Source organism: Pseudomonas germanica, assembly GCF_019614655.1.
In the GTDB taxonomy this organism is placed as follows: domain Bacteria; phylum Pseudomonadota; class Gammaproteobacteria; order Pseudomonadales; family Pseudomonadaceae; genus Aquipseudomonas; species Aquipseudomonas neuropathica.
In genome coordinates, this window is record NZ_CP071586.1 from 6,397,263 (window position 1) to 6,423,109 (window position 25,847).

The window sequence follows — 25,847 nt, forward strand, 5'->3', positions numbered from 1 at the left end:
TCCGTAAGGGTTCACAGGGTTTTCATGAATTCGATCAATGCACGCTTGTCGTCGTCCGACAGGGTTGTGCCGTACAGGTGACCGCTGTTGTGGTTGCCCTCCAGCCGCGTGTCGTATTTGAAGTCCACCGAGGCTTTGGCCTGGGCGCCGCTGGTGACGAAACCGACGTTGACCGGGTCGTAAATATCCGAGCCGGTGATGAACACCTGCGGACGTTTTTCCGGCGGTTGCAGTAAGTCCCATAGGGTCGGCACCGAGCCGTTGTGCAGGTACGGCGCGCGCAACCAGACGCCGTCGGTGGGCGTGTTGCTGTAGCTCTGGGTCTTGCGGTAGGCGCCGAAATCGAACGGCGGTTTTTTGAAGGTGTGGAACGCGGCCACCAGACCGGTGGTGAACGAGTCGAGCCGGTGCGGATCAGTGCCGAGCTGATCGATATTGGTCGTGACCTGCCCGGTATCGGCGCGCCCGAAGTCATGACAAGCCGCGCAGTTGGCCTCCCAGATCGGTTTGCCCTGGGCGACCTTGGCCTGATCCAGCGCCCACGGCCACGCAGGCGCCTTGTGCCCGAGCAGCCAGTTGGTCACGCGGTTGAAGCTCGGCGGCAACACCGATTCTGGCGTTGCGCCCACGGCCATCGCGGCGGCGTAGTTGCGTTCGTGGATCTTGTTGTTATTGCCGTCCCAGTGCAGGTACATCGATTCGCGGGGTTTCTGGTTCCACACTTGCGGCAGGTCGACGGTGCCGATGGTCGAGTCATCCGGGAAGCCGAACACCACCATTTTCGTCGGATTGAAGGTGTCGGTGCGGCCCGGGCCTTGTTGCGGACGCAGCTTTTGCCAGGCGTAAGCCTGCTTCTGCTTGAGCAGTGCGCTTTTGGCCATCGGCATGATCAGGTAGCGGTTGTAGAGCTTCTCAAAGAAGCCCAACTGAAACTTGCTGTTGATCGCCGCCATCACCGCGTCGGTGGTGAATTTCGGATCGCTGGCGCAATCGTAAGCGAACCACTGGAAGGCTTGCAGTTGCAGGGTGTTGGCCGGCGCGCTCGGCACATTGACGGCGACGTCGCTGGCATTGGCGCGGTAGGAGCCGGTATGGCACAGCGCGCAGTTCGGCTCTACCGTCGGGTAGCCGATCTGCCGCTTGGCCATGCCGATCGGCAGATCCTTGCCGTTTTCAAAGAGGAAACCGAAAACCTCCCAGCCACCGGGTTTGGGCATTTTCTCCGGGCACATCTGCGGCAGCACGGCGAACAGGTAATACGGGATGCGCGCTTCGATGCCGAGGCCGATGGCAGCGTACTTGTAGTGGTCTTCGTCGGAGGCATATTGCTGTTCAGGCACGACGCGGAGCATCTGATACCAGGTCTCGTAACCGATGAAACCGAGTACCGCGACGACAATCAGCGTGCCTACCTTGAAGGCGTGACTCTGCCATTGCCGCTGCCATGCCGCGCGCCACTCGCGCCAGCCATCGCAAAGCAATGCCCAAGGGCGGTTCTCCGGCGCGGTGCCGAGGTAGAGCAGAATGCCGAGGATCAGAAAGAAGCTCAGATCGCCCATCAACATCGGCACGAATACCGAGCCTTGAGAGCTGGTGTTGATCAGGTAAATCCAGAAAATCACCGCGATCAATCGCGTCAGCACACACAACCAGGAATGCACCACGTAACGCGGCGCGTTGAAACCCGACGGCATGTAAAACACGCTGATGCCAACCAGCAGCATCCCAGCGTTCTCCAGCCATGGGTCAGAGAGTTGCGGCGGCAGCCCGACCACCGATGTCAGCAACCCCGGCGCGAACAGCGCAGGGAGGGCGAACACCATGTTCATCGCAATGCCTATCCAGATGAAGCGTTGAAACCAGCGGATGTAGCTGTCCATATCAGTTCCCCTGATCGTTCCCACGCTCTGCGTGGGAATGCATCCCGTGACGCTCTGCGTCACACAAGCGGACGCAGAGCGTCCATGGCGGCATTCCCACGCGGACGGTTCGACGCCTCGACGTGGGAACGATCAGTGACTACCCGAGGGCGGTTTTCTCCAGGTGTGCAAGGATGATCGGGTAGACATCGACCACCGCGTTCTTGCCGAACATGCAGTCAATGTGGCCGTAGCCCGGCACCACTTGCCGGCTATAGCGCTCCGGCCCATGCATTTCGCACAAGCGCTGGTAGGTCTTGAGGGTGCTTTCCGGCAGGTAGCACTGGTTGTCGGCACCGCTGATAAAACAGATCGGCATGGTCAGTCGATCAAAGTGCGGCATGTACACATCGTTGCCTTTGAAATCCACCAGGTGCCCTTTGCGCACGATCAGCGCCAGGTGCTCGAAGGTTTCGATGTTCGACTCACCGAACAACTCGTGCAGGTTGTCGTGCAGGGTTTCGTTGAGGGTGTCGTGGCGATACAGCGACGCGTACATGAAGGTGATCCGGTGGCACACCGGATTGGTGCAATAGCCCTGCGCCTCGATCCGCGCGTAGCCGTTGAGGGCCTTGTCGTAGAGTCTGTTGAACCAGTTTTCCTTGCTGTCGGCGTAAGCGGTCATCGACTTGATGCCGATCGCATCGAGCATCCCCGGCAGGTGCAATCCGGCCTTCAGCCCTGTGGCAGTGGCAACTACGGTGTCAGCGGCAATCTGCGAGCAGACCACCGAACGCACACCCTGCAAACCGGCGAGCAACGACATGAAGAAGGTCGTTGCGCCGTAGCAATGCACCACGCACTGCACGTCCTTGGCCTGGGTCTGCTGCTGAATCTGCGCGATGGCAGCCTTGAAATCGTATTGGGCGATCTGGTCGCCGTTCCACTCTTTCTTGCTCGCCGGCAACAGGATACTCACGCGAAAATCCAGCAACCACACGTCGTAGTCGTGCTTGCACAGATATTCCAGCAGATTGGTCTGGATGGTGTCGGTGGAAAAGATATTCGAACCCACGCCCAAGCCATGCACCAGCATCACCGGGCCTTTGCTCCCGGCCTGATACCGGGTCAGGCGCAATTCAACGCCGTCTTCGGTGGGGAAGAAATGCACCGCCGGCGTCGGCGCATCCAAGGGCCGTTTCAACCGTGGCGGCGCGTCGGGATTGAAGTAGATATCGCCGGCAAACACCCCGCCGTAACTTTCCCAGAGGATCCCGGCGAAGAACTTGCCGAACCGCGCCAGGCCTTCAATGCGCTCGCGCTCGTTGCGCGCATTGAGGACTTTCATGGTGGTCATCTGTTTGGCGAAATCGGTCGGATGAATATGCATCACCCCGGAACCGATCACCTCACCGGTCTTGTCCGGCCCGCGATACAGCGTCACGTACAGCGTGCTGGTGTCATGCCAGATATTCAGCACGCCGTTGTCTTCCGGCACGGTTTTGAAGGCGCTGAAGAAATAGTCGTTACCGTCCTCGGCGGTCAGTTTCATGTCGTACTTCATGTGGCGCGTATCGACCTGTTGCTCGAATTGTTCGAACAGGTTGAACACGCCGTTGCTCGCGGTCAGCGGCTGCGGTGACAGCGCTGGGGCGATGACAGTGCCAACGATGGTCGCCGCGTGCTCGGGTTCCTTGATCATGCGGTTGAGGTCGTTGGCGGTGATGGTCAGGGTGAAGTCGATCGGCGAATTGTCCGCCTCGCCGCGTTTGGCCGCTGCTTCGTAGACTTTCAGGTCGGTGCTTTGCGCCGCAGTGAAAGCCCGGGAGAAATAGCCCTTCATGGTTTCGGTGAACTGCACGCCGAGGGTTGGCGGTGCCACTGGTTTACGCGGTGCGGATGGCAGCGTGTAGTCGATCTGCCAGCCACGGTCGGCGGCAAGCAGGCCCATGTTGCGCTCACTCACAGCAGAGATGGTCAGCAGCGGATTGACCGCCAGCGAGGTCGGAATCACCGCACCGTCCGTCACGTACAGGTTGGCGTAAACATCGCTGCCACTGGCACCGCTGAACACCTGCCCCTTGTGATTGACCACGCCTTGCGCCGCGTCTTCACCCATCACGCAACCGCCCAACGGGTGGACTGAAACGATGCTGTGCTTGAGCAATTTGGTCCAGATCGGGTTCTCCACCCACACGCCGCCGAGCGCCTTGGTGCTCTGGTGCAAACGCTCGTTGCCGAGCTTGAAGTTCTCCTGCTCGCCAACGCCCGGCCAGTCGATACGCAGTTGATCCTTGTTGTCGAGGACCATCCGTCCCTGGCCGCTGTCGTGGCTCATGATCAGGTAAGTCTGCATGTTGTGCAGTGCGCCGTAATACGGGCCGCGCAGAAAGCTTTCCGCTTCACGCGCCTTGTATTTGACCTTGCCGCTGAAGCTGTCATCCGTGGCGACGCCGATCATCTCGGCAAACCCGGCCATGGCCGGCACCATCGGCCGGCCGAGCGCGCCGGGGATCGAGCCCTCCTCGATGACCATGCGGCTGCGCCAGTCGCCTTCCGTGCGCATGTCGATCACCGAGGTGATGCACGGGCCGACCGGGTGCAGTTCCTTAGCCGGGTGCGCACCAAAACCGATGCCGTTGATGGTCTGCTCGCAGTTGTGGCCGAAGCCGAGGATGTCGCCGTTGCCGCTCATGTTCTCGCCGAGCTGGGCGGACATCACCACGCCTTTGTCGCGCGTGCGCAGAAGAATTTCCGTGGAGCCGAGGGTGCCGGCGGAGACCACGACGATGTCGGCCTTCACGAACAGCGTCGGCGCGTTGAACGTCTCCCGCCCGCTGTCGAGGTACTGGAAGTGCACGATCCAGCCTTCACCATCACGCTCCAGGTGCCGCACTTCGGCCTGGCAGAAAATCTCCGCGCCGTAGTTCCAGGCGTCCGGCAGATAGTTCATCAGCGTGGTGTTCTTGGCCTTGTTGTTACAGCCCGACACGCAGTCGCCGCACTGGTTGCACGGCAGTTGCTCGACGCCGACATGGTTGAGGTTGTTTGGCAGCTTGTCGAAGGTCACGTTGATCGGCGGCTTGTAGAAATGCGCGCCCTGCTTGAGGTATTCCGCGGATTTCTTGTTGGCGTCGAGTTTGGGCAGGTTGGGTGCAGTGCTCGGGTAGGGATTGGGTTTGAGCATTTCCCGGGCGCGGGCATAACCGTCCTTGAGCAACGTATCGCGGTGCTCACGCACCGCTTGCGGCCAGCGCGGATCGTCGAATACGCCCGGCTCCGGTTCGAGGGCCACGTTGGCATTGATCAGCGACGTGCCGCCGAGGCCGCAACCGACCACGACGTTCTGCTGGGCATTCACATGCAAGTCGAACAGCCCGGTGCGCGAGCCGATATGGCCGTCCGGGTCATGCACCTGCAGTTCCTCGGTGGCGGCGATCATGGTGTTGGGGTATTCGCCGGGCTGGATTTCCCGACCGCGTTCGAGCAGGCACACACGTTTGCCGGCACGGGACAGGCGCGAGGCAGCAATGCCGCCGCCGTAGCCTGAACCAATGACAATCACATCGTAGTGTTCCTTGATCTCGCTGATGGGCGTTGCGATCCGTGTCATGAGGTGGTTCCTCTAATCAGGCAGATGGGGCAACTCTGCGGTTGCCTGCAATCAATGGGCGGACGGGCACCTGGCCACCGGATCAAGTCCGGCGACAGCACAGCGGTCTGGCGGGTGGGGCGCGCTACAGGCGAGCGTGCTGATTGGCGGCGCGCCGTAGCGTGCGCTTGCGTGGCGAGGGCGGGGGGCGGTGCGGCTGACTATCCATCATGCGTTCTCCCAGAACCTGATGTGGATAAGTGACGGCTGTCCTTGTGCCATTGCAGTGAAGACAGCGCAGGAATCGAAGTCAAGGCAACGTCTTAGAACTGTATGAAATGTGATCAATTGCCATTTGGACTATGCCGGACGGGGCTTGCGGGGTTTGACGAACAAGTTATCCACATAGCCACCCACAGCAAATGGGGGTAACTGTGGATGATTAAAAAAATAACTTGCTGATTTGTAGAGAAAAATCGTGACTTATCCAGAATGACGGTTTGCCAGACGTATTGGTTGTTTTTTGATCACATTCTTGCAAGCCACGTTCTGTAAGGCCTGTAGGGGATGGCAAACACGTTATCCACAGAAGCGCCAACAGAGATCGGGGGTAACTTTGGCCTTGCTGTGGAAAAGCGTTGGAGGCTGTGTGAAATCGAGGTTTGTGCGGGAGTTTTTCGTTGAAACAGATGATTTGATTGTTTTTTGATCGATCCTTCGCAGGCCACGTTTAGTAAGGGTCTCATCGGATAGCGAACATCTTATCCACAGAAACGCCAACAGAGATTGGGGGCAACTTGCTGAGTTATCCTGCCGAAAAAGCCCTGAAAATCCGTGACTTAGGCTGGTTGTTTTTTGATCGAAGGGCTGTAGGGCTTGATTGGCGCGGGGTGCAGGGATGGGCGAACACGTTATCCACAGATCCGCCAACAGGGATTGTGGGTAAACAGCCCCCCTCACCCCAGCCCTCTCCCTCCGGGAGAGGGAGCCGACCCAGGTGTATTGGAAATATGCAGCGACTTGCGACTTATGCGGTGTCCTTAGCTTGGCCAGACCTGAGTTCACGCCGATCTCTCAGGTCGATGTAACGCTTGAGTACGCCACCGTAGATCCCCTCTCCCTCTGGGAGAGGGCTAGGGTGAGGGGCTTTTCAGCGAACCACACCTTCTTCAATCAGCAACTTGAGGATCGCTTCAGCCCCGGCCTGTGCAGTAACACCTTTGAGCACTTGCCCCCCGCCCCCACTGGCCTTGGCCGTCGCGGCCTTCATCCGGTCCGCCCCACTCTTGGCCTTGATCACCTTCAAGCGTTTCGGCCGTGGCTTGGCCGGTTGCAAAGTAGCAACCGCGAGCAACTCATCGTCCACCACTTCGACGTCGTCAGCCTGCAAGACCCCGCGTCGCGCCGGCCCGTAGGCACTCTGCCGAGGTTTCGGCGCGGCGTTATCCACAGTCGCCAGAAACGGCAGCTTCACTTTCAACCGGCGCCGTTGCCCGCGCGGCAACGCTTGCAGCACCAGCGCCGAACCGTCGTTGATCGACTCGACCTGCGCCAGTCCCACCACCAGCGGCCAGCCCAGACCTTCCGCCAGCAAGAACGGCAACATCCCCGAACCTTCGCCGGTTTCCGCCTGGCTGCCGGTCAGCACCACCTGCGCACCGGCATCACGCAGATACGCGGTCAGCGCCGGCAGCGCATCGGCACCAGCCGGTTGCTCCAGCACATGCATCTGCTCAAGACCCATGCCCAGATAGGCGCGCAACGCCGGCTCCGCAACGTCGCCGGCATGCAGCACTTGCAAGTTATCCCCAGCCAGTTGCAAACCCAGTTCCACGGCGCGCGCGTCCTGATCAGCGCGGCGTGGCCGCCCGGAAGTAGGGTGAGCGCCGATTGAAACCAGACTGATTACTTTCGTGTTCATAGCGTTTCCTTAAGCCGCATCGCGCTTGGCTTCGTTGCGGTAAGCCGCCACCGCCTCGATCAACGCCTGAAGAATCTCTGCGCTCTCGCCGATCACAGAGAGGTCTGCACGCTTGATCATGTCGCAACCCGGATCGAGGTTGATCGCCACCACCTTGTCACAGGCACCAATGCCTTGCAGGTGCTGGATCGCCCCGGAAATCCCCACCGCAACATACACCCGCGCGGTAACCCAGGTGCCGGACGCGCCGACCTGGCGATCACGGGCCATGAAGCCATCGTCCACCGCCACCCGCGACGCACCTTCGGTAGCGCCGAGTGCCGCCGCCGTTTCGTGGAACAGTGCCCAGTCCTTGACGCCGTTGCCGCCGGAGAAAATGAACTCCGCTTCGGCCATCGGAATCGCTGCCGGGTCGACCGCAACGGCGCCGAGATCTTCAATCCGCGACAGGCTACGAGCGACACTTGTGGATAACTCCACCGGCAACGCTTCGTGACGGGTTTCACTGACCGGTTCAGCGCATTCGGCCGCCGCCAGAATCAACCGTGCGACGGGACGGGCAAGGTCTTGCAGCCCCGCGCCAGCGCGGCCGATGCATTCCTGATCCTTGACCTGCCAGACCCGTGTCGCCGGGCGCTCGCCCAATGCCGCCGCAAAGCGTCGACCGAGTTCACCGCCACCGCTGCGGCTGTCCGGCAGCAACCAATGACGCGGGTTGAACTGGTTATCCACAGCGCGCAAACCTTGCACCCGTTGCTCCGGTGCATAACCGCTGAATTCCTCGCCTTCGAGTACCAGCAAGCGATCGACGCCAGCGGTCGCGAAAGCGTTTTCCTTATGCTCGCCAAAGACCACCGCCAACACTGCGCCGTCATTACCGGCGAGCTGATGGGCGAGGCCAAACAAATCACGGTCGTGAATGCTCAAGCGGCCACCGACCATGTCCGGTACCACGCTGATGTAGAACGCCGGCGCGGGCACCTGATGCAGCGGCAATTGCACTTCCACAGCCGCCGAGCGTTTGACCGCCCCGCCCTGTTGCGCGCCGCTGCGGTCGATACGCTTGATGCCGTTGGGGCCGATAAAACCGATGCCATGCAGATTCTTGCGAATGACGCCGTTGGGCCCCATCCAGCTGTGTTGCGCCGGTTGCATGGCCGCGTGCAGCGGGTGCAGTCGGTTACGCGCAATCCATTCGGCGCGCGGGTCGCGGCGGATAATGTCGCTCATCAGTGGGCCTCCGCAGGTTCACGTTTGGCCGGGGTGGCAGGCTTGTTCGGCGCGGCGTCTTCGAGCAGCGCGTCGGCGACCAGTTCGGCGATGTCCTTGATCAGCGGACGCGGTTCGACCACGCCTTCGAGCATCGCCGTGCACTGTGGACAACCCACGGCCACCAGTTCGGCGCCGGTCTCGCGGATGTCTTCCATGCGCATATCAGGAATCCGTTGCTTACCCGGAATGTCGGTGATCGGCGCCCCGCCGCCACCGCCGCAGCAGCGCGAACGGAAGCCGGAACGTTGCATCTCTTTGACTTCAATACCGAGCGCACGCAGCACTTCACGCGGCGCTTCGTACTCGCCGTTGTAACGACCGAGGTAGCACGGGTCGTGATAGGTCACGCTGTTGCCTTTGTGCTGACCGAGGTTCAACGCACCGGCCTGAATAATTTCCGCCATGTAGGTGCTGTGGTGTTGCACCAGATAGTTGCCGTCGAACGCGCCGTACTCGTTTTTCAACACATGGAAGCTATGCGGATCGCAGGTAACGATGCGGTTGAAGCTGTATTTGGCCAGGGTCTGGATGTTGCGCTTGGCGAGCAACTGGAAGGTTGCTTCATCGCCAAGACGGCGAGCCACGTCGCCACTGTCACGTTCTTCCAGCCCCAACACGGCGAAGTCGATTTTCGCCGCTTTCAGCACTTTGACGAACGCGCGCAAAGTGCGCTGGTTGCGCATGTCGAAGGCTCCGTCGCCGACCCAGAACAGTACGTCGGTGGATTTCTTCTCGCTAAGCAGATTGAGGTTCAGATCCGCCGCCCAGTTCATCCGCCCGCCCGGGGCGAAACCGCCTGGGTTGTCGGTGGCGATCAGGTTTTCGAGGACCTCGGCGCCCTTATTCGGGGTCGCGCCTTTTTCCAGGGTCAGGTGCCGGCGCATGTCGACGATGGCGTCGACGTGCTCGATCATCATCGGGCACTCCTCGACGCAGGCACGGCAGGTGGTGCACGACCACAGGGTTTCAGCGTCGACCAGACCGTTAACGATCGGTTGATGTGGATTACCGCTGTGTTCGCCCACTGGTTTGCCGGGATACGGGCTGCCGGCGAACTTCGCATCGGTGCCACCGGCGAGACCGACGACCATGTCCTGAATCAGTTTCTTCGGGTTCAGCGGCTGACCGGCAGCGAACGCCGGGCACGCCGCTTCGCACTTGCCGCACTGCACGCAGGCGTCGAAACCGAGCAACTGGTTCCAGGTGAAATCCTTGGGTTTCTCTACCCCTAATGGTGCTGAAGGATCATTGAGATCCAGCGGTTTGAGGCCGGTGGAACGACCACCACCAAAACGTTCAGCGCGACGGTGCCACGCCAAGTGCAAGGCACCGGCAAAGGCGTGTTTCATCGGCCCGCCCCAGGTCATGCCGAAGAACAGTTCCGACACGCCCCACAACACGCCGATCCCGAGGATGACCGCGAGAATCCAGCCGCCAAAGTTTTCCGGAAGAATCCCGGCCACCGGCAAGGTCAGCAGAAAGAACGACGCCGAGAACGCCAGCAGGCTTTTCGGCAGGCGCATCCACGGGCCTTTCGACAGCCGCGCCGGCGGGTTGCGCCGACGCAGATAAACGAAGATCGCACCGACGAACATCACCGCCGTCATCAGCAGCAAGGCGTAACCGAGTATGCGGTTATGCAGGCCGAAACCGTGCACCAGCAGCGCCAGCACAATCGACGCCACCGCACCGCCGGCCGTGGCCACGTGGGTGTTGGCGATGTATTTGTCCCGCGCCACGACATGGTGCAAATCGACCATGTAGCGCTTGGGCATGGCGAACAGGCCGCCGATCAGATCGACCTTCGAGGCCCGGCCCCGGCGCCACATCGCTACCCGCCGCAACGCGCCGAGGACACCAAGCCCGATAGCTGCGAACAACAGGATTGGAAGAAGGGTGTTCAACATGGTGAAGCTCCCACCAGTACAACCTGGAGAAACACGGCGTTCAATGATCGTTCCCACGCTCTGCGTGGGAATGCATCCCGGGACGCTTCGCGTCCCAAGCGGACGCAGAGCGTCCATTGCGGCATTCCCACGCAGAGCGCGGGAACGATCGGTTCACTAGCCCTTAGAAATCCTTGCAGAGCCGCAGGGCGTCATAGATCGCGGCGTGCGTGTTGCGCTGCGCCACGCAGTCGCCGATGCGGAACAGCAAGTAGCCGTCGCCGGTGGTGCTCAGCGAAGGTTGCGGCTGGATCGCGAACAACGCTTCGACGTCGATCTGGCCCTTGTTGCGCGAACCCTCTTTGAGCGCGTAGTAGATTTCCTCATCCGGACGCACACCGTTTTCCACCACCACCTGATCGACCACCCGCTCCTCTTTCGCGCCGGTGTATTCGTTCTCCAGCACCGCGACCAGTTTGTCGCCTTCGCGGTAGACCTTTTCCAGCATCATGTCGCCGGTCATGATCACTTCTTTCGGGTACATGCTGCGGTAGTAGGTCGGGAACGACGTACCGCCGATGGCCACGCCCGGTTTGATGTCGTCGGTGACAATCTCGACCTGGCTGCCTTTGTCGGCGAGGAAGTCAGCAACCGACATCCCGGTGAACTCGCAAATGGTGTCGTAGACCAGCACGTTCTTGCCCGGCGCGACCTTGCCGTCGAGCACGTCCCAGCTGCTGACCACCAGCCCTTCGGCGGCGCCCCAGTGTTCGTTCTGTTCCAGGTACGGATGCCCGCCGACCGCCAGCACCACCACGTCCGGACGCAAGTCCATGATGGTCTCGGCATCAGCTGCCGTGCCCAGGCGCAAATCGACTTTCAGCCGCGCCAGTTCCAGTTGGAACCAACGGGTAATACCGGCGATCTGGTCACGCTGCGGCGCTTTCGATGCGGTGGTGATCTGTCCGCCGATGAATTCCTTCTTCTCGAACAGGGTCACGTCGTGGCCACGCTCGGCAGCAACCCGTGCCGCTTCCATCCCGGCAGGGCCGGCACCGACGATCACCACTTTGCGCTTCGGCCCGGTGGATTTCTCGATGATGTGCGGCACGCCCATGTATTCACGGGACGTTGCAGCATTCTGGATGCACAGCACGTCGAGGCCTTGATACTGGCGGTCGATGCAATAGTTGGCGCCGACGCACTGTTTGATCTGGTCGATCTGGCCCATCTTGATCTTGGCGATCAGGTGCGGGTCAGCAATGTGCGCGCGGGTCATGCCGACCATGTCGACGTAACCGCCTTCAAGGATGCGCGTGGCCTGGTTCGGATCCTTGATGTTCTGTGCGTGCAGCACCGGCACCTTGACCACTTCCTTGATCCCGGCGGCCAGATGCAGGAACGGCTCCGGTGGATAACTCATGTTCGGAATCACGTTGGCCAGGGTGTTGTGAGTGTCACAACCCGAGCCGACAACACCGAGGAAGTCGAGCATGCCGGTGTCGTCGTAGTACTTAGCGATCTGCTTCATGTCCTCGTGGGACAAGCCGTCCGGGTGGAACTCGTCACCGCAGATACGCATGCCCACGCAGAAGTCGTCACCGACCTCGGCGCGCACGGCTTTCAGCACTTCCAGACCGAACTTCATCCGGCCTTCGAAGGTGCCGCCCCATTCGTCGGTACGCTTGTTGACGCGCGGGCTCCAGAACTGGTCGATCATGTGCTGGTGCACCGCTGACAGCTCAACGCCGTCGAGACCACCGGCCTTGGCCCGGCGCGCCGCCTGGGCATAGTTGCCAATCACCCGCCAGATTTCTTCCGGCTCGATGGTTTTGCAGGTGGCGCGGTGTACCGGTTCACGGATGCCCGAGGGCGACATCAGCGTCGGCCAGTTGAAGCCGTCCCAGCGCGAGCGCCGGCCCATGTGGGTAATCTGAATCATGATCTTGGCGCCATGCTTGTGCATGGCGTCGGCCAGATTCTGGAAATGCGGAATGATGCGGTCGGTGGACAAATTCACCGAGCTCCACCATTCCTGCGGGCTGTCGATGGCGACCACAGAGGAGCCGCCGCAAATCGCCAGGCCGATGCCGCCCTTGGCTTTCTCTTCGTAGTATTTGACGTAGCGGTCGGTGGTCATGCCGCCGTCCGTTGCGTAGACCTCAGCGTGCGCGGTGCTGAGCACGCGGTTGCGGATGGTCAGTTTGCCGATCTGGATCGGCTGGAACATTGCTTCGAAAGCCATGGCGGGTTCCTCGACTTACAACGGCTTGACGGTGAACAGGCCGTCGTCGTGGCCTTCTTCGGAGCCACCGTAGACTTGCTCGGCGACGGTGCGAATCTTGCTGCCGCGAGCCTCAAGAATCTGATCCATGGCCCCGGCAAACCAACCGGTAAACATGTAATCGACTTTGCGCCCGACCTTGCCGTAGACGTAGACGAATGCCGAGTGTTCGAGCTTGACGCTGGCAGTGCCTTTGTCGAGGTCGATGTCCTGAATCTTGAACAGGCCCCAGCCGCGCTGCGACAGGCGCTTCATGTAATGCTCGAATACCGCGACGCCTTCCAGGCCGTGGCATTCAGCTTCTTTCTCGCACCAGTGCCAGGCGGACTTGTAGCCGGCCTTGTAGAGGATCTCGGCATAAGCTTCAGCGCCCAAAACCTCTTCGATGCCCATGTGGTTGTTGACGAAGAAGTGACGCGGTACGTACAGCATTGGCAGGGCGTCGGAGGTCCAGACACCGGTTTCGCTGTCGACTTCGATTGGCAATTGCGGGGCGATCTTGGCCATGGAAACTTAACTCCAGAAAAATTCGTGGTTGGTGCCGAGCAAAGCTTTTGCTCTGCTCTTATAAACAAGCCGTATGAATGACTTTGGAGCCGTAGCGAGCACGTCGAGAGCAAGGAAGGACCGGAGCGACAAGCGAGACAGTACGGGACGTACGGCGAGTTTGGCGCGAGGACCTGACGCAGCTATCGGCGAGCGGAGTAGGCTCCAGAGTTATTCATTCGCCCCAGACGTCTTTGAGGACGTTCACCCAGTTTTCGCCCATGATCTTGCGCACGACGCGCTCGGAGTGGCCGCGCTTGAGCAGGGTTTCGGTCAGGTTCGGGAACTCGCCGACGGTGCGGATGCCCAGCGGGTTGATGATCTTGCCGAAGCTGGTCAGACGGCGGGCGTAGCCCTTGTCGTGGGTCAGGTATTCGAAGAAGTCCTGACCATGGCCTTGGGTGAAGTCGGTGCCGATGCCGATGGCGTCTTCGCCGACGATGTTCATGGTGTATTCGATCGCTTCGGCGTAATCGTCAATGGTCGAATCGATGCCTTTGGCGAGGAACGGCGCGAACATGGTCACGCCGACAAAACCGCCGTGATCGGCAATGAACTTCAGTTCTGCATCGGACTTGTTGCGCGGGTGCTCTTTGAGACCCGACGGCAGGCAGTGGGAATAGCAGACCGGTTTTTTCGATTCGAGGATGACTTCTTCGGAAGTCTTGGAACCGACGTGGGACAAGTCGCACATGACGCCAACGCGGTTCATCTCGGCGACGATTTCGCGACCGAAACCCGACAGGCCGCCGTCACGCTCGTAGCAACCGGTGCCGACCAGATTCTGGGTGTTGTAGCACATCTGCACGATGCCGACGCCGAGCTGTTTGAACACCTCGACATAGCCGATCTGGTCTTCAAACGCGTGAGCATTCTGGAAGCCGAAGAGGATGCCGGTCTTGCCTTGTTCCTTGGCGCGACGGATGTCGGCAGTGGTGCGCACTGGCATCACCAGGTCGCTGTTTTCGCGGATCAGCTTCTGGCTGGCAGCGATGTTGTTCACGGTCGCCTGAAAGCCTTCCCACACCGACACAGTGCAGTTGGCCGCCGTCAGACCGCCCTTGCGCATGTCTTCGAACAGCTCGCGGTTCCATTTGGCAATGATCAGACCGTCGATAACGATGCTGTCGGCGTGTAATTCGGCTGGGCTCATCAGGCGTCCCCTTATTGGCGATTCATGCGCCGAATCGTCTGCCGGCGCTTTGGGGCCAGCATATGCCTCGGTGCCGGGGCGACCGGGTGCAAAAACGACAGGGGAATTGCCGAAAGCGTCAATCCGCGACAAAGGGTCGCCAGGCGCCCCGATCAGCTACCTGTTCAAGCCCGCCAGCTTGAGCCAGAATCTGGCCCATCTTGGAAACACCACTGGATTAGAGCGGCGACAACAATGAAATCGATCTTCCTGGCTTTGGCTTTGCTTGCGACCGGCGTACACGCCGCTGAAGAGTCCGACAACAACCCGTGCGACGCCGTCGAAAACGACGTCCAGACCCTGGAATGCTCGACCTACAGCCGCACTACTGCAGAAGACCTGCTCAAGGACAACTACGCCAGCCTGACCGAACGCATGCAGACCGCGTACGGCAAGAACCCGACGCAACTGGCGGACATCACCGCCAAGCTGAAGACGGCGCAGCAGCAGTGGCTGAAGACGCGGGATGCCGATTGCGCGGTGGAAGCGTTCCCGGCGACGGCGGGGAGCAAGGCGTTTACGATTGCGCAGAATGACTGCGTGGCGCGGATGAGTGATGAACGGTCGGAGTTTTTGGAGTCGATTGGGCAGGAATAGTCCTCAAAATTTGAAGGAAAATTGGCACTGCTTTCTGCAATTGCCTCGTGAATCTCTTCTTCTTACGGCACATGCCGACTTCGCCTACACCTATTGCGTGAAAGCCCCGATCTACGGGCGCTTCACGCAATATCCTGACAACTGTTCTTGATTGGCCGCCTTGAAAATATAAGCAAAGATTCGCGAATCTTATAAAAGACTTATATTCTTCCATGAACAGCATCCACTGGACACGAAAGGCCGTTAAGCAACTCCTGAAATTGCACTGCGCTCATCAAGGACAGGTTCGTGATGCCATCACGGCGCTCGCTAACATGCCTAATGTCGGCAACGTCAAATCATTGGTTGGACATGAATATGCTTACCGATTGCGAGTCGGCAACTATCGGGTCATGTTCGACTGGGACGGCGCAATCAAAGTGGTCAGTATTCAAGAGGTCAAAAAACGCGATGAACGCACCTACTGACATCCAAATCATCAACGACGCCGAGGGCAAACCGGCCTTCGTGGTCATTCCCTATGCGCAATATGTCGCGCAGAAAATGCAGCCCGATCTGATTCCCCATGAAGTGGTCAGTCGGATGGTCGACGGAGCGACACCGATCCGTGCCTGGCGCGAATACCTAAACCTGACTCAGGAAGAAGTCGCCAAACGCATGGGCATTTCGCAACCGGCGTTTGCTCAACAGGAAACGGTGTCCAAGCCACGAAAAGCAACTCGCGAAAAGATTGCGGCGGCCTTTGGAATCACCTCTGAGCAGCTTGAGCTCTAGCCGGTAACGGCGTGTTTGCCTGCTGCAAAAGCCAGGCATTCACACCGCCACCCGATGCCAGCATCAGTCGTGAAATGGAGAACGAGGTTTCACATGATCGAGGATCAGACGTGGCGCCTCATACTCATACCCCAAGTCAGTAATGTCGCTCACATTCCGAGCAGACTGCGCAAACGGCTCGAGCACATCATCGTAGTTATGTCCCTTCGGACCATTGATCAGCGGCGCGTAATGCGGCGCCCAACGTTCGTTGCTCTGGAGCATCAGCGACTGCCAGTCTGCCCACACTTTGTCGACAAAGCAGTGATGAAGGAAGAACACCGGATCATCTGGAGAGGTCATCGGCAACATATTGCCGCCCACCCAGAGGTGGACGCGATTATGCAGTTGTGAACCCGCAGTGGTTACCTGCGGATCACCGCGCTGGGTGATCCAGCCTTCCAGACGATTTCGGAAGCCGCGCACAGTCGGGCCTGAATCATAAGGCGGGGTGTCGTAAAGACTTTCACGCAAGGCCATTTGCAGATCTTCCGGGGTCGGCAATGAGTTCACGACCAGCCCGAACTGGCGCTTCAAACCAGGACCTGGCAAATCGTCATCCGGATAGGAGGGAACCGGCCATTGTCCATGCTTAAAGGCAAACCGACCGGTTGCGACACGCCAGTCATCGCCTTCAACACCATTACCGCCCATGAAATCCTCAGCCCATACCGGAGAGTTGAGCGGGTCGGCAGCATCTTCGGTCCAGTTCCAGTACGGAATCGTGATGGAGGGGTCAATCGCCTGAAGGTCATTTTCGAACTTCAGCAAAAACGCGCGGTGCCATGGCAGGAATGAAGGCCCCCGATGGGCGCCATTGCGGTAGTTTGGATCGTTTGGTTCATGTGGCAGAACTGTAGGCTTCATGACTTGGTGATGCAGGTGTACATACTCGTCATATTGACCTGACTGTTTGAGCTGGAGGCAGGCGGCGACGAAGTTGGTTTTTTCGTTTTGGGTCAATGAGCGAATGTTCTTGCGTAGTTTCATGTCTTCAGTCCCTTGAGCGAGGTCACAAATGGGAAAGGACGATAATCGTCCCAATCCCCCGGCAACCAAGCTAGGCGCCTGCCGGAAGGCCGTCTACTGTCAGAAATTACAGGTCAGTAACGAATTCCGACCAGCGGTATTGCACCGCTGGGGCACCGACGCGAGTGACTTGACCGCCCGACTGCGTCAACATGACTGCCATCCAATTCGCTCATAAGGTCACTCGCCCATGAACATCTGCGGCATCGAAATCAAAGGCAGCGAAGCGATCATCGCCGTGGCCGCTCTCGACGGTTCGACCTTGAGCCACATTCCCCTTGCCACCAAGAAAATCGCCCTCGAAGACGATGACGAAGCGGCCAACGTGAAGTTGTTCGCGGCGCAGGTGGCGTCGTTTGTGCGGGAGAATTCGGTTGACCGGATTGCGATCAAGAAGCGCAGCAAGAAGGGTGAGTTTGCCGGCGGGCCGACCACTTTCAAGATTGAGGGGATTTTGCAGCTGCTGGATGGCTGTGAAGTGACGTTGTTGTCGCCGCAGACGATCAATGCGCAGGCGAAGAAGCATAATTTCGAACTGCCGGGGACGCTGAACAAGTATCAGCATGAGGCTTATAAGGCTGCGTGTTCGGCGTTGGTGAAGAAGTAACGCGATCAAACTGTAGGAGTGAGCCTGCTCGCGATGACGAAGTGTCAGTCGACATCAGTGTTGTCTGACTTACCGCTATCGCGAGCAGGCTCACTCCTACAGGGGTTTTGGGTACATCCATTCAGGCCTGGGCGGTACGGCGGTCTTCGCGGGGACAGCGGGCGAATTTTGCGCGGTAACTGCGGGTGAAGTACGACGGCGATTCGAAGCCGCAGGCGATGCTGACTTCGAGCACGCTCATGTCAGTCTGGCGCAGCAGTTGCCGGGCCTTTTCCAAGCGCAGACGCAGGTAGAAATTGCTCGGCGTGTCGTTCAGGTGCAGCCGGAACAAGCGCTCCAGTTGCCGCCGCGTGACCTTGATCGATTCCGCCAATTGCAGCGTAGTCAGCGGCGGTTCGCTGTGCTGCTCCATCTCGCCAATCACCTGCACCAGTTTCTTGTTGCTGATCCCGTAACGCGTGGCCACTTCCATGCGCTGGTGATCTTTTCGCGGTCGAATTCGCCCCAGCACAAATTGCTCGCTGACCTGAATCGCCAGTTGCGCCCCATGGGCCTGGGCGATCAGATCGAGCATTAAATCGATGGAGGCGGTGCCGCCCGCTGAGGTGATGCGCCGACGGTCGATCTCGAACAGCTCCTGAGTGACGCTGAGCTGTGGATAAGATTCCTTGAACGCATCGATCGCTTCCCAGTGCAGCGTCAAGCGATGGCCGTCGAGCAAACCGGCTTCAGCGAGGACAAAACTGCCAGTGTCGATGGCACCAAGTGTGACGCCTTCGTTATCCAGCCGCCGCAACCAGTGTTCAAGGGTTGGCGTGGCGAACTTCAGCGGTTCAAACCCGGCCACCACCAACAACGTCGCGCCTTTCTTCAGCGGCTCCAGTGCCGCGTCGGCGTTGACCGACATGCCGTTGCTCGCCAGCACCGCCCCGCCGTCGGCGCTGAGCACATGCCAACGATACAGCTCGCCACGAAAGCGGTTGGCCACGCGTAGCGGTTCGATTGCGGAAATAAAGCCAATGGCGGAGAACCCCGGCATCAGCAAAAAGTAGAAGTCCTGGGACATGGGCGCACTCGATTCGCGGGTAACGAGAGGGAGGGGAGCGTGGCTCGTTGATACGCCGATTGTCGTCAGCGTTCAAGCGCACAGGTCGCTACAGTGCAAATGCCAGTCGCCGCAGTGCGCTTTTACGGGGGCATAGCTGCGTAACTTGGCATCACCGGCGCATCAGACGCCGGGAACCACAATAAACCACCTGCCGAGGAACCCGACATGAAACGACTGATCAGCAGCTGTGTTCTTGCACTCAGCGGTACCGCTTTCTTGAGCGCCAGCGTCATGGCGGCCGAACCCGCCTCGTGCCAGAACGTGCGCATGGGCGTGGTCAACTGGACCGACGTGATCGCCACCAGTGCCATGACCCAGGTCCTGCTCGACGGCCTCGGCTACAACACCAAACAAACCAGTGCGTCCCAGCAAATCATCTTCGCCGGGATCCGCGATCAGCGCCTGGACCTGTTCCTCGGTTACTGGAACCCGCTGATGACTCAGACCATCACGCCGTTTGTCGACGCCAATCAGGTCAAAGTCCTCGAAGCGCCAAGCCTGAAAGATGCCCGTGCGACCCTCGCCGTGCCGACTTATCTGGCCGACAAGGGCCTGAAAACCTTCGCCGACATTGCCAAGTTCGAAAAAGAACTGGGCGGCAAGATCTACGGCATCGAGCCAGGCTCGGGCGCCAACACGCAGATCAAGGCGATGATCGCCAAGAACCAGTTCGGCCTCGGCAAGTTCCAGTTGGTCGAGTCGAGCGAGGCCGGCATGCTCGCCGCCGTCGACCGCGCCGTGCGCCGCAAAGAGGCCGTGGTGTTCTTCGGCTGGGCGCCGCACCCGATGAACGTCAACGTCAAGATGACTTATCTGACCGGCAGCGACGACGCCCTCGGCCCGAACGAAGGCATGGCCACCGTGTGGACGGTCACAGCGCCGAAATACGCCGAGCAGTGCCCGAACGTTGGCCGTCTGCTGACCAACCTGACGTTCACCGCCGAAGACGAGAGCCGGATGATGCAACCGCTGCTCGATCACAAGGACGCCTTCGAATCGGCCAAGCAATGGCTCAAGGATCACCCGGAAGACAAGCAGCGCTGGCTTGAAGGTGTGACCACGTTCGATGGCAAACCGGCGGCTGAAAACCTGCAGCTGACCAGCAAATAACCGCGACCCTCACCCTAGCCCTCTCCCGTTGGGAGAGGGAACTGAACGACGCTTCGCAGCCCGGAAAAGGGCTGCGGACAGACCCATCACGCCTGAAGGAAACCGCACCATGAACCACGACGTCATCATCACCTGCGCACTCACCGGTGCTGGCGACACGACCGCCAAGAGCCCGCACGTGCCGGTCACCCCGAAACAAATTGCTGCTGCTGCGGTGGAAGCGGCCAAGGCTGGCGCCACCGTCGTGCACTGCCATGTGCGCGATCCGCAGACCGGCAAGTTCAGCCGTGACGTGGCGCTGTACCGCGAAGTGATGGAGCGCATCCGCGAGGCCGACGTCGACATCATCGTCAACCTCACCGCCGGTATGGGCGGCGACCTGGAGATCGGCGCGGGCGAGAACCCGATGGAGTTCGGCCCGAACACCGATCTGGTCGGCCCGCTGACCCGTCTCGCACACGTTGAAGAGTTGCTGCCGGAAATCTGCACCCTCGATTGCGGCACGCTGAACTTCGGCGATGGCGACACCATTTATGTCTCCACTCCGGCGCAACTGCGTGCCGGCGCCAAGCGTATTACCGAGCTGGGCGTGAAGGCCGAGCTGGAGATTTTCGACACCGGTCACCTGTGGTTCGCCAAGCAGATGATCAAGGAAGGTCTGCTCGATAACCCGTTGTTCCAGCTGTGCCTGGGCATCCCGTGGGGCGCGCCGGCGGATACCACCACGATGAAAGCCATGGTCGACAACCTGCCCGCCGATGCGGTGTGGGCCGGGTTTGGCATTGGCCGTATGCAGATGCCAATGGCAGCGCAAGCGGTGCTGTTGGGCGGCAACGTGCGGGTCGGGCTGGAAGACAACCTGTGGCTGGACAAGGGCGTGCTGGCGACCAACGGCCAACTGGTCGAACGCGCCACCGAAATCCTCAGCCGCCTCGGCGCCCGGGTGCTGACCCCGGCCGAGGGCCGCAAGAAAATGGGCCTGACCCAGCGCGGTTAACCCTCAGCTCAAAAAATGGGGCTCTAACTGCCCCCCAAATTTCACCTGTAGGAGCTGCCGAAGGCTGCGATCTTTTGATTTTGTTTCTCAAGATCAAGATCAAAAGATCGCAGCCTTCGGCAGCTCCTACAGGGATTACCTTCCACGGGAAAATTCCTATGAGCTTTATCACCGAAATCAAAACCTTCGCCGCGCTGGGCAGCGGTGTCATCGGCAGTGGCTGGGTCGCGCGCGCCCTCGCCCATGGCCTCGACGTGGTGGCCTGGGACCCGGCACCGGGCGCCGAAGCGGCACTGCGCAAACGCGTAGCCAATGCCTGGGGCGCACTGGAGAAAAACGGTCTGGCACCGGGTGCTTCGCAGGATCGTCTGCGCTTTGTCGCGACCATCGAGGAGTGCGTACGCGATGCCGACTTCATTCAGGAAAGCGCCCCGGAACGCCTGGAACTGAAACTCGAGCTGCACAGCAAAATCAGCGCCGCGGCCAAGCCTAATGCGTTGATCGGTTCGAGTACCTCGGGCCTGCTGCCAAGTGAGTTCTACGAGAGCTCAACGCACCCCGAACGCTGCGTGGTCGGCCACCCGTTCAACCCGGTTTATCTGCTGCCGCTGGTCGAAGTCGTGGGCGGCAAGAACACCGCGCCCGAGGCCGTTCAGGCAGCGATGAAAGTCTACGAATCCCTCGGCATGCGTCCGCTGCACGTGCGCAAAGAAGTGCCCGGTTTCATCGCCGACCGCTTGCTTGAAGCGCTGTGGCGTGAGGCGCTGCACCTGGTCAACGATGGTGTCGCGACCACTGGCGAGATCGATGATGCGATTCGCTTTGGCGCCGGCCTGCGCTGGTCGTTCATGGGTACGTTCCTGACTTATACCTTGGCCGGGGGTGATGCCGGCATGCGCCACTTCATGTCGCAATTCGGCCCGGCGTTGCAGTTGCCGTGGACGTATCTGCCAGCGCCGGAACTGACTGACAAGTTGATTGATGATGTGGTTGATGGCACCAGTGATCAGCTTGGTCGTCACAGCATTTCGGCGCTGGAGCGCTATCGTGATGATTGCTTGCTGGCGGTGCTGGAGGCGGTGAAGACCTCCAAGGAGAAGCATGGGATGGCGTTCAGCGAGTGATATGTCTGCCGTGACATTGCAGTCCCTCACCCTAGCCCTCTCCCGGAGGTAGAGGGGACTGACCGTGTTGATTGTTCGAGTTACGCCGACTTGCACCACCGAGCCGAACTCAAGTTTTGAATAGCATAAAGATCGGCTCCCTTTCCCCCTCGCCCCCTTGGGGGAGAGGGCTGGGGTGAGGGGGTAGCTCTTGATCCTAACGACCCGCCCACTGCCGGAACCCAATCATGCCCACTCTCACCACCTACCAAACCACAATCATCCCCGACTGGGTCGACTACAACGGCCACCTGCGCGACGCCTTCTACCTGCTGATTTTCAGCTACGCCACCGACGCCCTGATGGACCGCCTCGGCATGGACAGCAACAACCGCGAAGCCAGTGGCAACTCGCTGTTCACCCTCGAACTGCACCTCAATTATCTGCACGAAGTGAAACTCGATACCGAGGTGGAAGTACGCACGCAAATCATCGCCCACGACAGCAAACGCCTGCACCTCTATCACAGCCTGCACAAGGTCGGTGACGAGCAGGAACTGGCCGGCAACGAACAAATGCTCTTGCACGTCGACCTCGCCGGCCCGCGTTCGGCAACGTTCAGCGCGGACACCCTGAGCCGCCTGCAAAGCATCGTCGCCGAGCAGAAAGACTTGCCCGCTCCCGCTTACATCGGCCGCGTTATCGCACTGCCACCCGCCAGGTAATCCATCGATCACAAGGAGCCGCCATGAACACCGCTGCCGCTGTTGCCGATTTCCGTACTTATCCGTTGATCAGCGCGCTCGGTGGCGTGCAGACCCTGGCGGATCGCGTTGCCATCGCATGGGCTGACGGTCGCATCAGCCCGTTTCACCACGTCTGGTTGCGGGATAACTGCCCGTGCCCGCAGTGCGTCTACAACGTTACCCGCGAGCAGGTGTTCGAGATTGTCGATGCCGCTGAAGACCTCAAGCCTGCCGCCGCCCATATCGATACCGACGGCTGCCTGCGCATCGACTGGCAGGACGGTCACCTCAGCCGTTTCGATCCCGGCTGGCTGCGCGCTCATGCCTACGACGATGATTCCCGCGCCGAACGTCTGGCTGGCAAACCCAAGCCTTATCTGTGGCGCAGCGACTCGCAGCTGCCGGTGTTCGAATACGCGGCACTGATGAACGACAACGCCGCCCTGCTGCAATGGCTGCTTGCCGTACGCGACATCGGCCTGACGCAAGTGCGCGGCGTGCCTACCGAGCCCGGTTCACTGAAGCTCATCGCGCAACGCATTTCCTTCATTCGCGAGAGCAACTTCGGTGTGCTGTTCAACGTGCAATCCAAAGCCGATGCCGACAGCAATGCCTACACCGCTTTCAACCTGCCGTTGCACACCGATCTACCGACCCGCGAGCTGCAACCGGGGCTGCAATTTCTGCATTGTCTGGTGAATGACGCCGAGGGTGGCGAGAGCATTTTTGTCGATGGTTTTGCGATTGCCGATGCGTTGCGCAGTGAAGACCCGGAGGCGTTTCAGGCGCTGTGTGAAATCCCCGTGGAGTTTCGCAACAAGGATCGCCATAGCGACTATCGCTGCCTGGCGCCGATCATTGCTTTGGACGCCTTGGGACGTGTGGCGGAAATTCGCATGGCGAACTTTTTGCGCGGAGCGTTCGATACGTCGGTAGAGCAGATGCCACGGTTGTATCGGGCTTATCGACGCTTTATCGCGATGACACGCGAGCCACGGTTTCGGCTGATGCAACGGCTCAATCCGGGGGAACTGTGGTGCTTTGATAACCGGCGTACGTTACATGCGCGCAATGCCTTCGACCCAACCACCGGGGCGCGGCATTTTCAGGGCTGCTATATCGACCGGGATGAGTTGTTGTCGCGGATCCTCGTGTTGCAAAGATAGACCGCGTCATCGTTCATCGCGGGCAAGCCCGCTCCCACAGGGTTCGGCGGCGTTTCACAAATATGCGACCAGACTCAAAACTTGTGGGAGCTGGCTTGCCAGCAATGACGTCGGCAGGAACAACAAATTTCTAACTGATTCACAGACAAAAAAAGCCCCGATACCAGCCGTGACTGGATCGGGGCTCAAGCTACTGTTGAGGAGCTGCCAAGCGAGGGTGACCAAACCTTCGTGTTGCAAGCTGAGTTCAGTGTGCCCACTCCCTTGAGCGGCGAGTTAGCCGAAAACGACCTGTTCATAGCCGTCGCAGCCACTGCGACAAAACGCCCTTGCCGTGCCCCGACGTGGCTACCAGAATCGAGCCACGACCTCCGTTACCGAAGAAGGATGCGCGTCATGATGTATGCCGATTTGATCGATCAGGAAGATTTGTTGGGCCAGCTCAAGGCGTTGGGTATTCAAGTGCCCAGTGGCACTACTGCCGATAAGGCTTGCGAGTGCGCGGTGCGCGGTCTGGATAATGTTCGCGCGTTTGAACTGCGCAAAATGGTCAAGGACATGTACACCAGCGGCGCCAGTATCCAGCCGGCGGTGCGCCAGGCGATCGACAAACAATTACTGCCGGCATTGGCGGACTATCAGCAAAGCCATAGCGCCTGACGTTGCTCACCTGATCGTTCCCACGCTCTGCGTGGGAATGCCTCAACGGACGCTCCGCGTTCGGCCTTTTGGGACGCAGAGCGTCCCGGGCTGCGTTCCCACGCAGAGCGTGGGAACGACCCTCATCAGAGCCTTACGCTGGCAAACGTCGACTCATTCCGAGCCTGACTCAACGCCGACATCGGCCCCGACAGCGGCGACATCACGATGGCCTGCGGCAGTGGCAACATCGCCACTTGTTGAGTGGTGTTGGAACCCACACGCTCGTCACGCGGCGGAATGCCGAAGTATTCGCGATAGCACTTGGAGAAGTGCGGCGTCGAGACGAAACCACACACGGACGCCACTTCGATGATCGACATCGGCGTTTGCTTGAGCAACTGCCGGGCGCGGATCAGGCGCAGCTTCAAGTAGTAACGCGACGGCGAGCAGTGCAGGTATTTCTGGAACAGGCGCTCCAACTGTCGACGCGACACGGCGACGTACACCGCCAGTTCATCGAGGTCGATCGGCTCTTCGAGGTTGGCTTCCATCAGCGCCACGATTTCCTGCAGCTTCGGCTGGTTGGTGCCGAGCATGTGCTTGAGCGGCACACGCTGGTGATCCTGTTCGTTGCGGATTCGTTCGTAGACGAACATCTCCGAGATCGCGGCGGACAGTTCACGGCCGTGATCGCGGCTGATCAGGTGCAGCATCATGTCCAGCGGCGCGGTACCGCCGGAGCTGGTGAAACGGTTACGGTCGAGGGTGAACAAACGGGTGCTCATGGCCACGCGCGGGAAGGCTTCCTGCATCGCCGCCAGACATTCCCAGTGCACGCTGCAATCGAAACCATCGAGCAACCCGGCGCAGGCCAAAGCCCAACTGCCGGTGCACACGGCGCCGAGGCGCTTGGACTGACGCGCCTGGCTTTGCAGCCAGGAAACGTGTTCACGGGTAACGGTGCGTTGAATGCCGATGCCGCCGCAGACAATCACAGTGTCCAGTGGCGGGGCTTTGTGCATGGAAGCGTCGGGAGTGATTTGCAGACCGTCACTGGCCCACACCTGGCCGCCATCGACGGTGAGGGTACTCCAGCGATACAGCTCGCGACCGGACAATTGGTTGGCCATGCGCAGGGGTTCTACTGCGGACGCCAGAGAAATCAGCGTGAAATTGTCCAGCAGCAGAAAGCCGATGGATTGAGGCGCACGGTTCTGGGGTTGGGCCCCGGAGTTGAACGACGTCATCGCGGTATCTCCTCACACAAAGCGGGTGATGGCCTCAGGCGGAGGCTCTTGTTATTGCCAGCGTTCTCGCGTGGGAGACGGGCTTTGTTATGACAGAGCAAATGCCATGCCTAAAATTGAATGGCTGTTC

The 25,847-nt window shown here is 59.9% G+C and carries 21 protein-coding genes; 10 read left to right on the forward strand and 11 right to left on the reverse strand.

The window, feature by feature from the left end; all coding sequences use genetic code 11:
- Positions 1-11 precede the first annotated feature (11 nt).
- From J0G10_RS28445 to J0G10_RS28480, 8 genes are all read right to left on the reverse strand, one after another.
- Positions 12-1,880 carry a c-type cytochrome gene (locus J0G10_RS28445; RefSeq protein WP_220557097.1) on the reverse strand — a complete coding sequence of 623 codons (1,869 nt, stop codon included), beginning with the start codon at positions 1,878-1,880 and terminating at the stop codon, positions 12-14.
- A 139-nt stretch (positions 1,881-2,019) separates the two neighbouring features.
- Positions 2,020-5,472 carry an alpha/beta fold hydrolase gene (locus J0G10_RS28450; protein ID WP_220557098.1) on the reverse strand — a complete coding sequence of 1,151 codons (3,453 nt, stop codon included), beginning with the start codon at positions 5,470-5,472 and terminating at the stop codon, positions 2,020-2,022.
- A gap of 1,129 nt (positions 5,473-6,601) precedes the next feature.
- A complete protein-coding gene (gene etfB, locus J0G10_RS28455) occupies positions 6,602-7,372 on the reverse strand; it encodes an electron transfer flavoprotein subunit beta (protein WP_064119206.1) in 771 nt (256 codons plus the stop codon).
- A 9-nt stretch (positions 7,373-7,381) separates the two neighbouring features.
- Positions 7,382-8,602 carry an electron transfer flavoprotein subunit alpha gene (gene etfA, locus J0G10_RS28460; RefSeq protein WP_099757375.1) on the reverse strand — a complete coding sequence of 407 codons (1,221 nt, stop codon included), beginning with the start codon at positions 8,600-8,602 and terminating at the stop codon, positions 7,382-7,384.
- Entirely contained in the window at positions 8,602-10,551 is a 1,950-nt protein-coding gene (dgcB, locus tag J0G10_RS28465) for a dimethylglycine demethylation protein DgcB (protein WP_220557099.1), read from the reverse strand. The genes etfA and dgcB overlap by 1 nt, the downstream gene beginning before the upstream one ends.
- Positions 10,552-10,714: 163 nt before the next feature.
- Positions 10,715-12,775 (reverse strand): dimethylglycine demethylation protein DgcA, encoded by a 2,061-nt coding sequence (gene dgcA / locus J0G10_RS28470; protein ID WP_220557100.1) that lies wholly within the window; start codon positions 12,773-12,775, stop codon positions 10,715-10,717.
- A gap of 15 nt (positions 12,776-12,790) precedes the next feature.
- Positions 12,791-13,321, reverse strand: coding sequence for a DUF5943 domain-containing protein (locus J0G10_RS28475; RefSeq protein ID WP_008083165.1), 531 nt, complete (start codon positions 13,319-13,321; stop codon positions 12,791-12,793).
- Between the two features lie 214 nt (positions 13,322-13,535).
- Positions 13,536-14,513, reverse strand: a complete 978-nt coding sequence (locus tag J0G10_RS28480) for a dipeptidase (protein ID WP_007962626.1) — start codon at positions 14,511-14,513, stop codon at positions 13,536-13,538.
- Between the two features lie 234 nt (positions 14,514-14,747).
- Here J0G10_RS28480 and J0G10_RS28485 point away from each other — a divergent pair, with 234 nt between their 5' ends.
- From J0G10_RS28485 to J0G10_RS28495, 3 genes are all read left to right on the forward strand, one after another.
- Positions 14,748-15,149, forward strand: coding sequence for a lysozyme inhibitor LprI family protein (locus J0G10_RS28485; RefSeq protein WP_150776405.1), 402 nt, complete (start codon positions 14,748-14,750; stop codon positions 15,147-15,149).
- A 212-nt stretch (positions 15,150-15,361) separates the two neighbouring features.
- Complete coding sequence (locus tag J0G10_RS28490; protein WP_095050259.1) at positions 15,362-15,616, forward strand: type II toxin-antitoxin system RelE family toxin; 255 nt, start codon at positions 15,362-15,364, stop codon at positions 15,614-15,616.
- Positions 15,600-15,923 (forward strand): helix-turn-helix domain-containing protein, encoded by a 324-nt coding sequence (locus J0G10_RS28495; RefSeq protein WP_095050258.1) that lies wholly within the window; start codon positions 15,600-15,602, stop codon positions 15,921-15,923. Before J0G10_RS28490 ends, J0G10_RS28495 begins: the two co-directional genes overlap by 17 nt.
- Positions 15,924-15,986: 63 nt before the next feature.
- On the opposite strand, the gene J0G10_RS28500 is transcribed toward J0G10_RS28495, so the two are convergent.
- A complete protein-coding gene (locus J0G10_RS28500) occupies positions 15,987-16,952 on the reverse strand; it encodes a tyrosinase family protein (protein WP_095050257.1) in 966 nt (321 codons plus the stop codon).
- Positions 16,953-17,181: 229 nt separating this feature from the next.
- Here J0G10_RS28500 and J0G10_RS28505 point away from each other — a divergent pair, with 229 nt between their 5' ends.
- A complete protein-coding gene (locus J0G10_RS28505) occupies positions 17,182-17,598 on the forward strand; it encodes a DUF3010 family protein (RefSeq protein WP_095050256.1) in 417 nt (138 codons plus the stop codon).
- A gap of 121 nt (positions 17,599-17,719) precedes the next feature.
- Here the strand turns inward: J0G10_RS28505 and J0G10_RS28510 are convergent, their stop codons facing one another.
- The gene (locus tag J0G10_RS28510; protein ID WP_095050255.1) at positions 17,720-18,664 is read right to left on the reverse strand and encodes a GlxA family transcriptional regulator; all 945 of its coding nucleotides are present in this window, start codon (positions 18,662-18,664) and stop codon (positions 17,720-17,722) included.
- A gap of 207 nt (positions 18,665-18,871) precedes the next feature.
- Between J0G10_RS28510 and J0G10_RS28515 the strand changes: the two genes are divergently transcribed.
- From J0G10_RS28515 to J0G10_RS28540, 6 genes are all read left to right on the forward strand, one after another.
- Positions 18,872-19,816, forward strand: coding sequence for a choline ABC transporter substrate-binding protein (locus J0G10_RS28515; protein ID WP_093429894.1), 945 nt, complete (start codon positions 18,872-18,874; stop codon positions 19,814-19,816).
- A gap of 109 nt (positions 19,817-19,925) precedes the next feature.
- Positions 19,926-20,813, forward strand: coding sequence for a beta-keto acid cleavage family enzyme (locus tag J0G10_RS28520; RefSeq protein WP_016983621.1), 888 nt, complete (start codon positions 19,926-19,928; stop codon positions 20,811-20,813).
- Positions 20,814-20,971: 158 nt separating this feature from the next.
- Entirely contained in the window at positions 20,972-21,937 is a 966-nt protein-coding gene (locus J0G10_RS28525; RefSeq protein WP_220557101.1) for an L-carnitine dehydrogenase, read from the forward strand.
- A gap of 227 nt (positions 21,938-22,164) precedes the next feature.
- Positions 22,165-22,641, forward strand: a complete 477-nt coding sequence (locus J0G10_RS28530; protein ID WP_220557102.1) for a thioesterase family protein — start codon at positions 22,165-22,167, stop codon at positions 22,639-22,641.
- 23 nt (positions 22,642-22,664) lie between these two features.
- A complete protein-coding gene (locus tag J0G10_RS28535) occupies positions 22,665-23,828 on the forward strand; it encodes a gamma-butyrobetaine dioxygenase (RefSeq protein ID WP_220557103.1) in 1,164 nt (387 codons plus the stop codon).
- Between the two features lie 396 nt (positions 23,829-24,224).
- Complete coding sequence (locus tag J0G10_RS28540; RefSeq protein WP_095050250.1) at positions 24,225-24,488, forward strand: hypothetical protein; 264 nt, start codon at positions 24,225-24,227, stop codon at positions 24,486-24,488.
- 125 nt (positions 24,489-24,613) lie between these two features.
- Here J0G10_RS28540 and gbdR read toward each other — a convergent pair whose 3' ends face one another.
- Positions 24,614-25,717, reverse strand: a complete 1,104-nt coding sequence (gbdR, locus tag J0G10_RS28545) for a choline metabolism transcriptional regulator GbdR (RefSeq protein WP_007949927.1) — start codon at positions 25,715-25,717, stop codon at positions 24,614-24,616.
- Positions 25,718-25,847 lie beyond the last annotated feature (130 nt).

What these genes read in the sequence shown, in the direction of transcription:
- J0G10_RS28445 (WP_220557097.1), bottom strand. Translation starts at nt 1,880, where the DNA reads ATGGACAGCTACATCCGCTGGTTTCAACGCTTCATCTGGATAGGCATT.
- J0G10_RS28450 (WP_220557098.1), bottom strand. Translation starts at nt 5,472, where the DNA reads ATGACACGGATCGCAACGCCCATCAGCGAGATCAAGGAACACTACGAT.
- etfB (WP_064119206.1), bottom strand. Translation starts at nt 7,372, where the DNA reads ATGAACACGAAAGTAATCAGTCTGGTTTCAATCGGCGCTCACCCTACT.
- etfA (WP_099757375.1), bottom strand. Translation starts at nt 8,602, where the DNA reads ATGAGCGACATTATCCGCCGCGACCCGCGCGCCGAATGGATTGCGCGT.
- dgcB (WP_220557099.1), bottom strand. Translation starts at nt 10,551, where the DNA reads ATGTTGAACACCCTTCTTCCAATCCTGTTGTTCGCAGCTATCGGGCTT.
- dgcA (WP_220557100.1), bottom strand. Translation starts at nt 12,775, where the DNA reads ATGGCTTTCGAAGCAATGTTCCAGCCGATCCAGATCGGCAAACTGACC.
- J0G10_RS28475 (WP_008083165.1), bottom strand. Translation starts at nt 13,321, where the DNA reads ATGGCCAAGATCGCCCCGCAATTGCCAATCGAAGTCGACAGCGAAACC.
- J0G10_RS28480 (WP_007962626.1), bottom strand. Translation starts at nt 14,513, where the DNA reads ATGAGCCCAGCCGAATTACACGCCGACAGCATCGTTATCGACGGTCTG.
- J0G10_RS28485 (WP_150776405.1), top strand. Translation starts at nt 14,748, where the DNA reads ATGAAATCGATCTTCCTGGCTTTGGCTTTGCTTGCGACCGGCGTACAC.
- J0G10_RS28490 (WP_095050259.1), top strand. Translation starts at nt 15,362, where the DNA reads ATGAACAGCATCCACTGGACACGAAAGGCCGTTAAGCAACTCCTGAAA.
- J0G10_RS28495 (WP_095050258.1), top strand. Translation starts at nt 15,600, where the DNA reads ATGAACGCACCTACTGACATCCAAATCATCAACGACGCCGAGGGCAAA.
- J0G10_RS28500 (WP_095050257.1), bottom strand. Translation starts at nt 16,952, where the DNA reads ATGAAACTACGCAAGAACATTCGCTCATTGACCCAAAACGAAAAAACC.
- J0G10_RS28505 (WP_095050256.1), top strand. Translation starts at nt 17,182, where the DNA reads ATGAACATCTGCGGCATCGAAATCAAAGGCAGCGAAGCGATCATCGCC.
- J0G10_RS28510 (WP_095050255.1), bottom strand. Translation starts at nt 18,664, where the DNA reads ATGTCCCAGGACTTCTACTTTTTGCTGATGCCGGGGTTCTCCGCCATT.
- J0G10_RS28515 (WP_093429894.1), top strand. Translation starts at nt 18,872, where the DNA reads ATGAAACGACTGATCAGCAGCTGTGTTCTTGCACTCAGCGGTACCGCT.
- J0G10_RS28520 (WP_016983621.1), top strand. Translation starts at nt 19,926, where the DNA reads ATGAACCACGACGTCATCATCACCTGCGCACTCACCGGTGCTGGCGAC.
- J0G10_RS28525 (WP_220557101.1), top strand. Translation starts at nt 20,972, where the DNA reads ATGAGCTTTATCACCGAAATCAAAACCTTCGCCGCGCTGGGCAGCGGT.
- J0G10_RS28530 (WP_220557102.1), top strand. Translation starts at nt 22,165, where the DNA reads ATGCCCACTCTCACCACCTACCAAACCACAATCATCCCCGACTGGGTC.
- J0G10_RS28535 (WP_220557103.1), top strand. Translation starts at nt 22,665, where the DNA reads ATGAACACCGCTGCCGCTGTTGCCGATTTCCGTACTTATCCGTTGATC.
- J0G10_RS28540 (WP_095050250.1), top strand. Translation starts at nt 24,225, where the DNA reads ATGATGTATGCCGATTTGATCGATCAGGAAGATTTGTTGGGCCAGCTC.
- gbdR (WP_007949927.1), bottom strand. Translation starts at nt 25,717, where the DNA reads ATGACGTCGTTCAACTCCGGGGCCCAACCCCAGAACCGTGCGCCTCAA.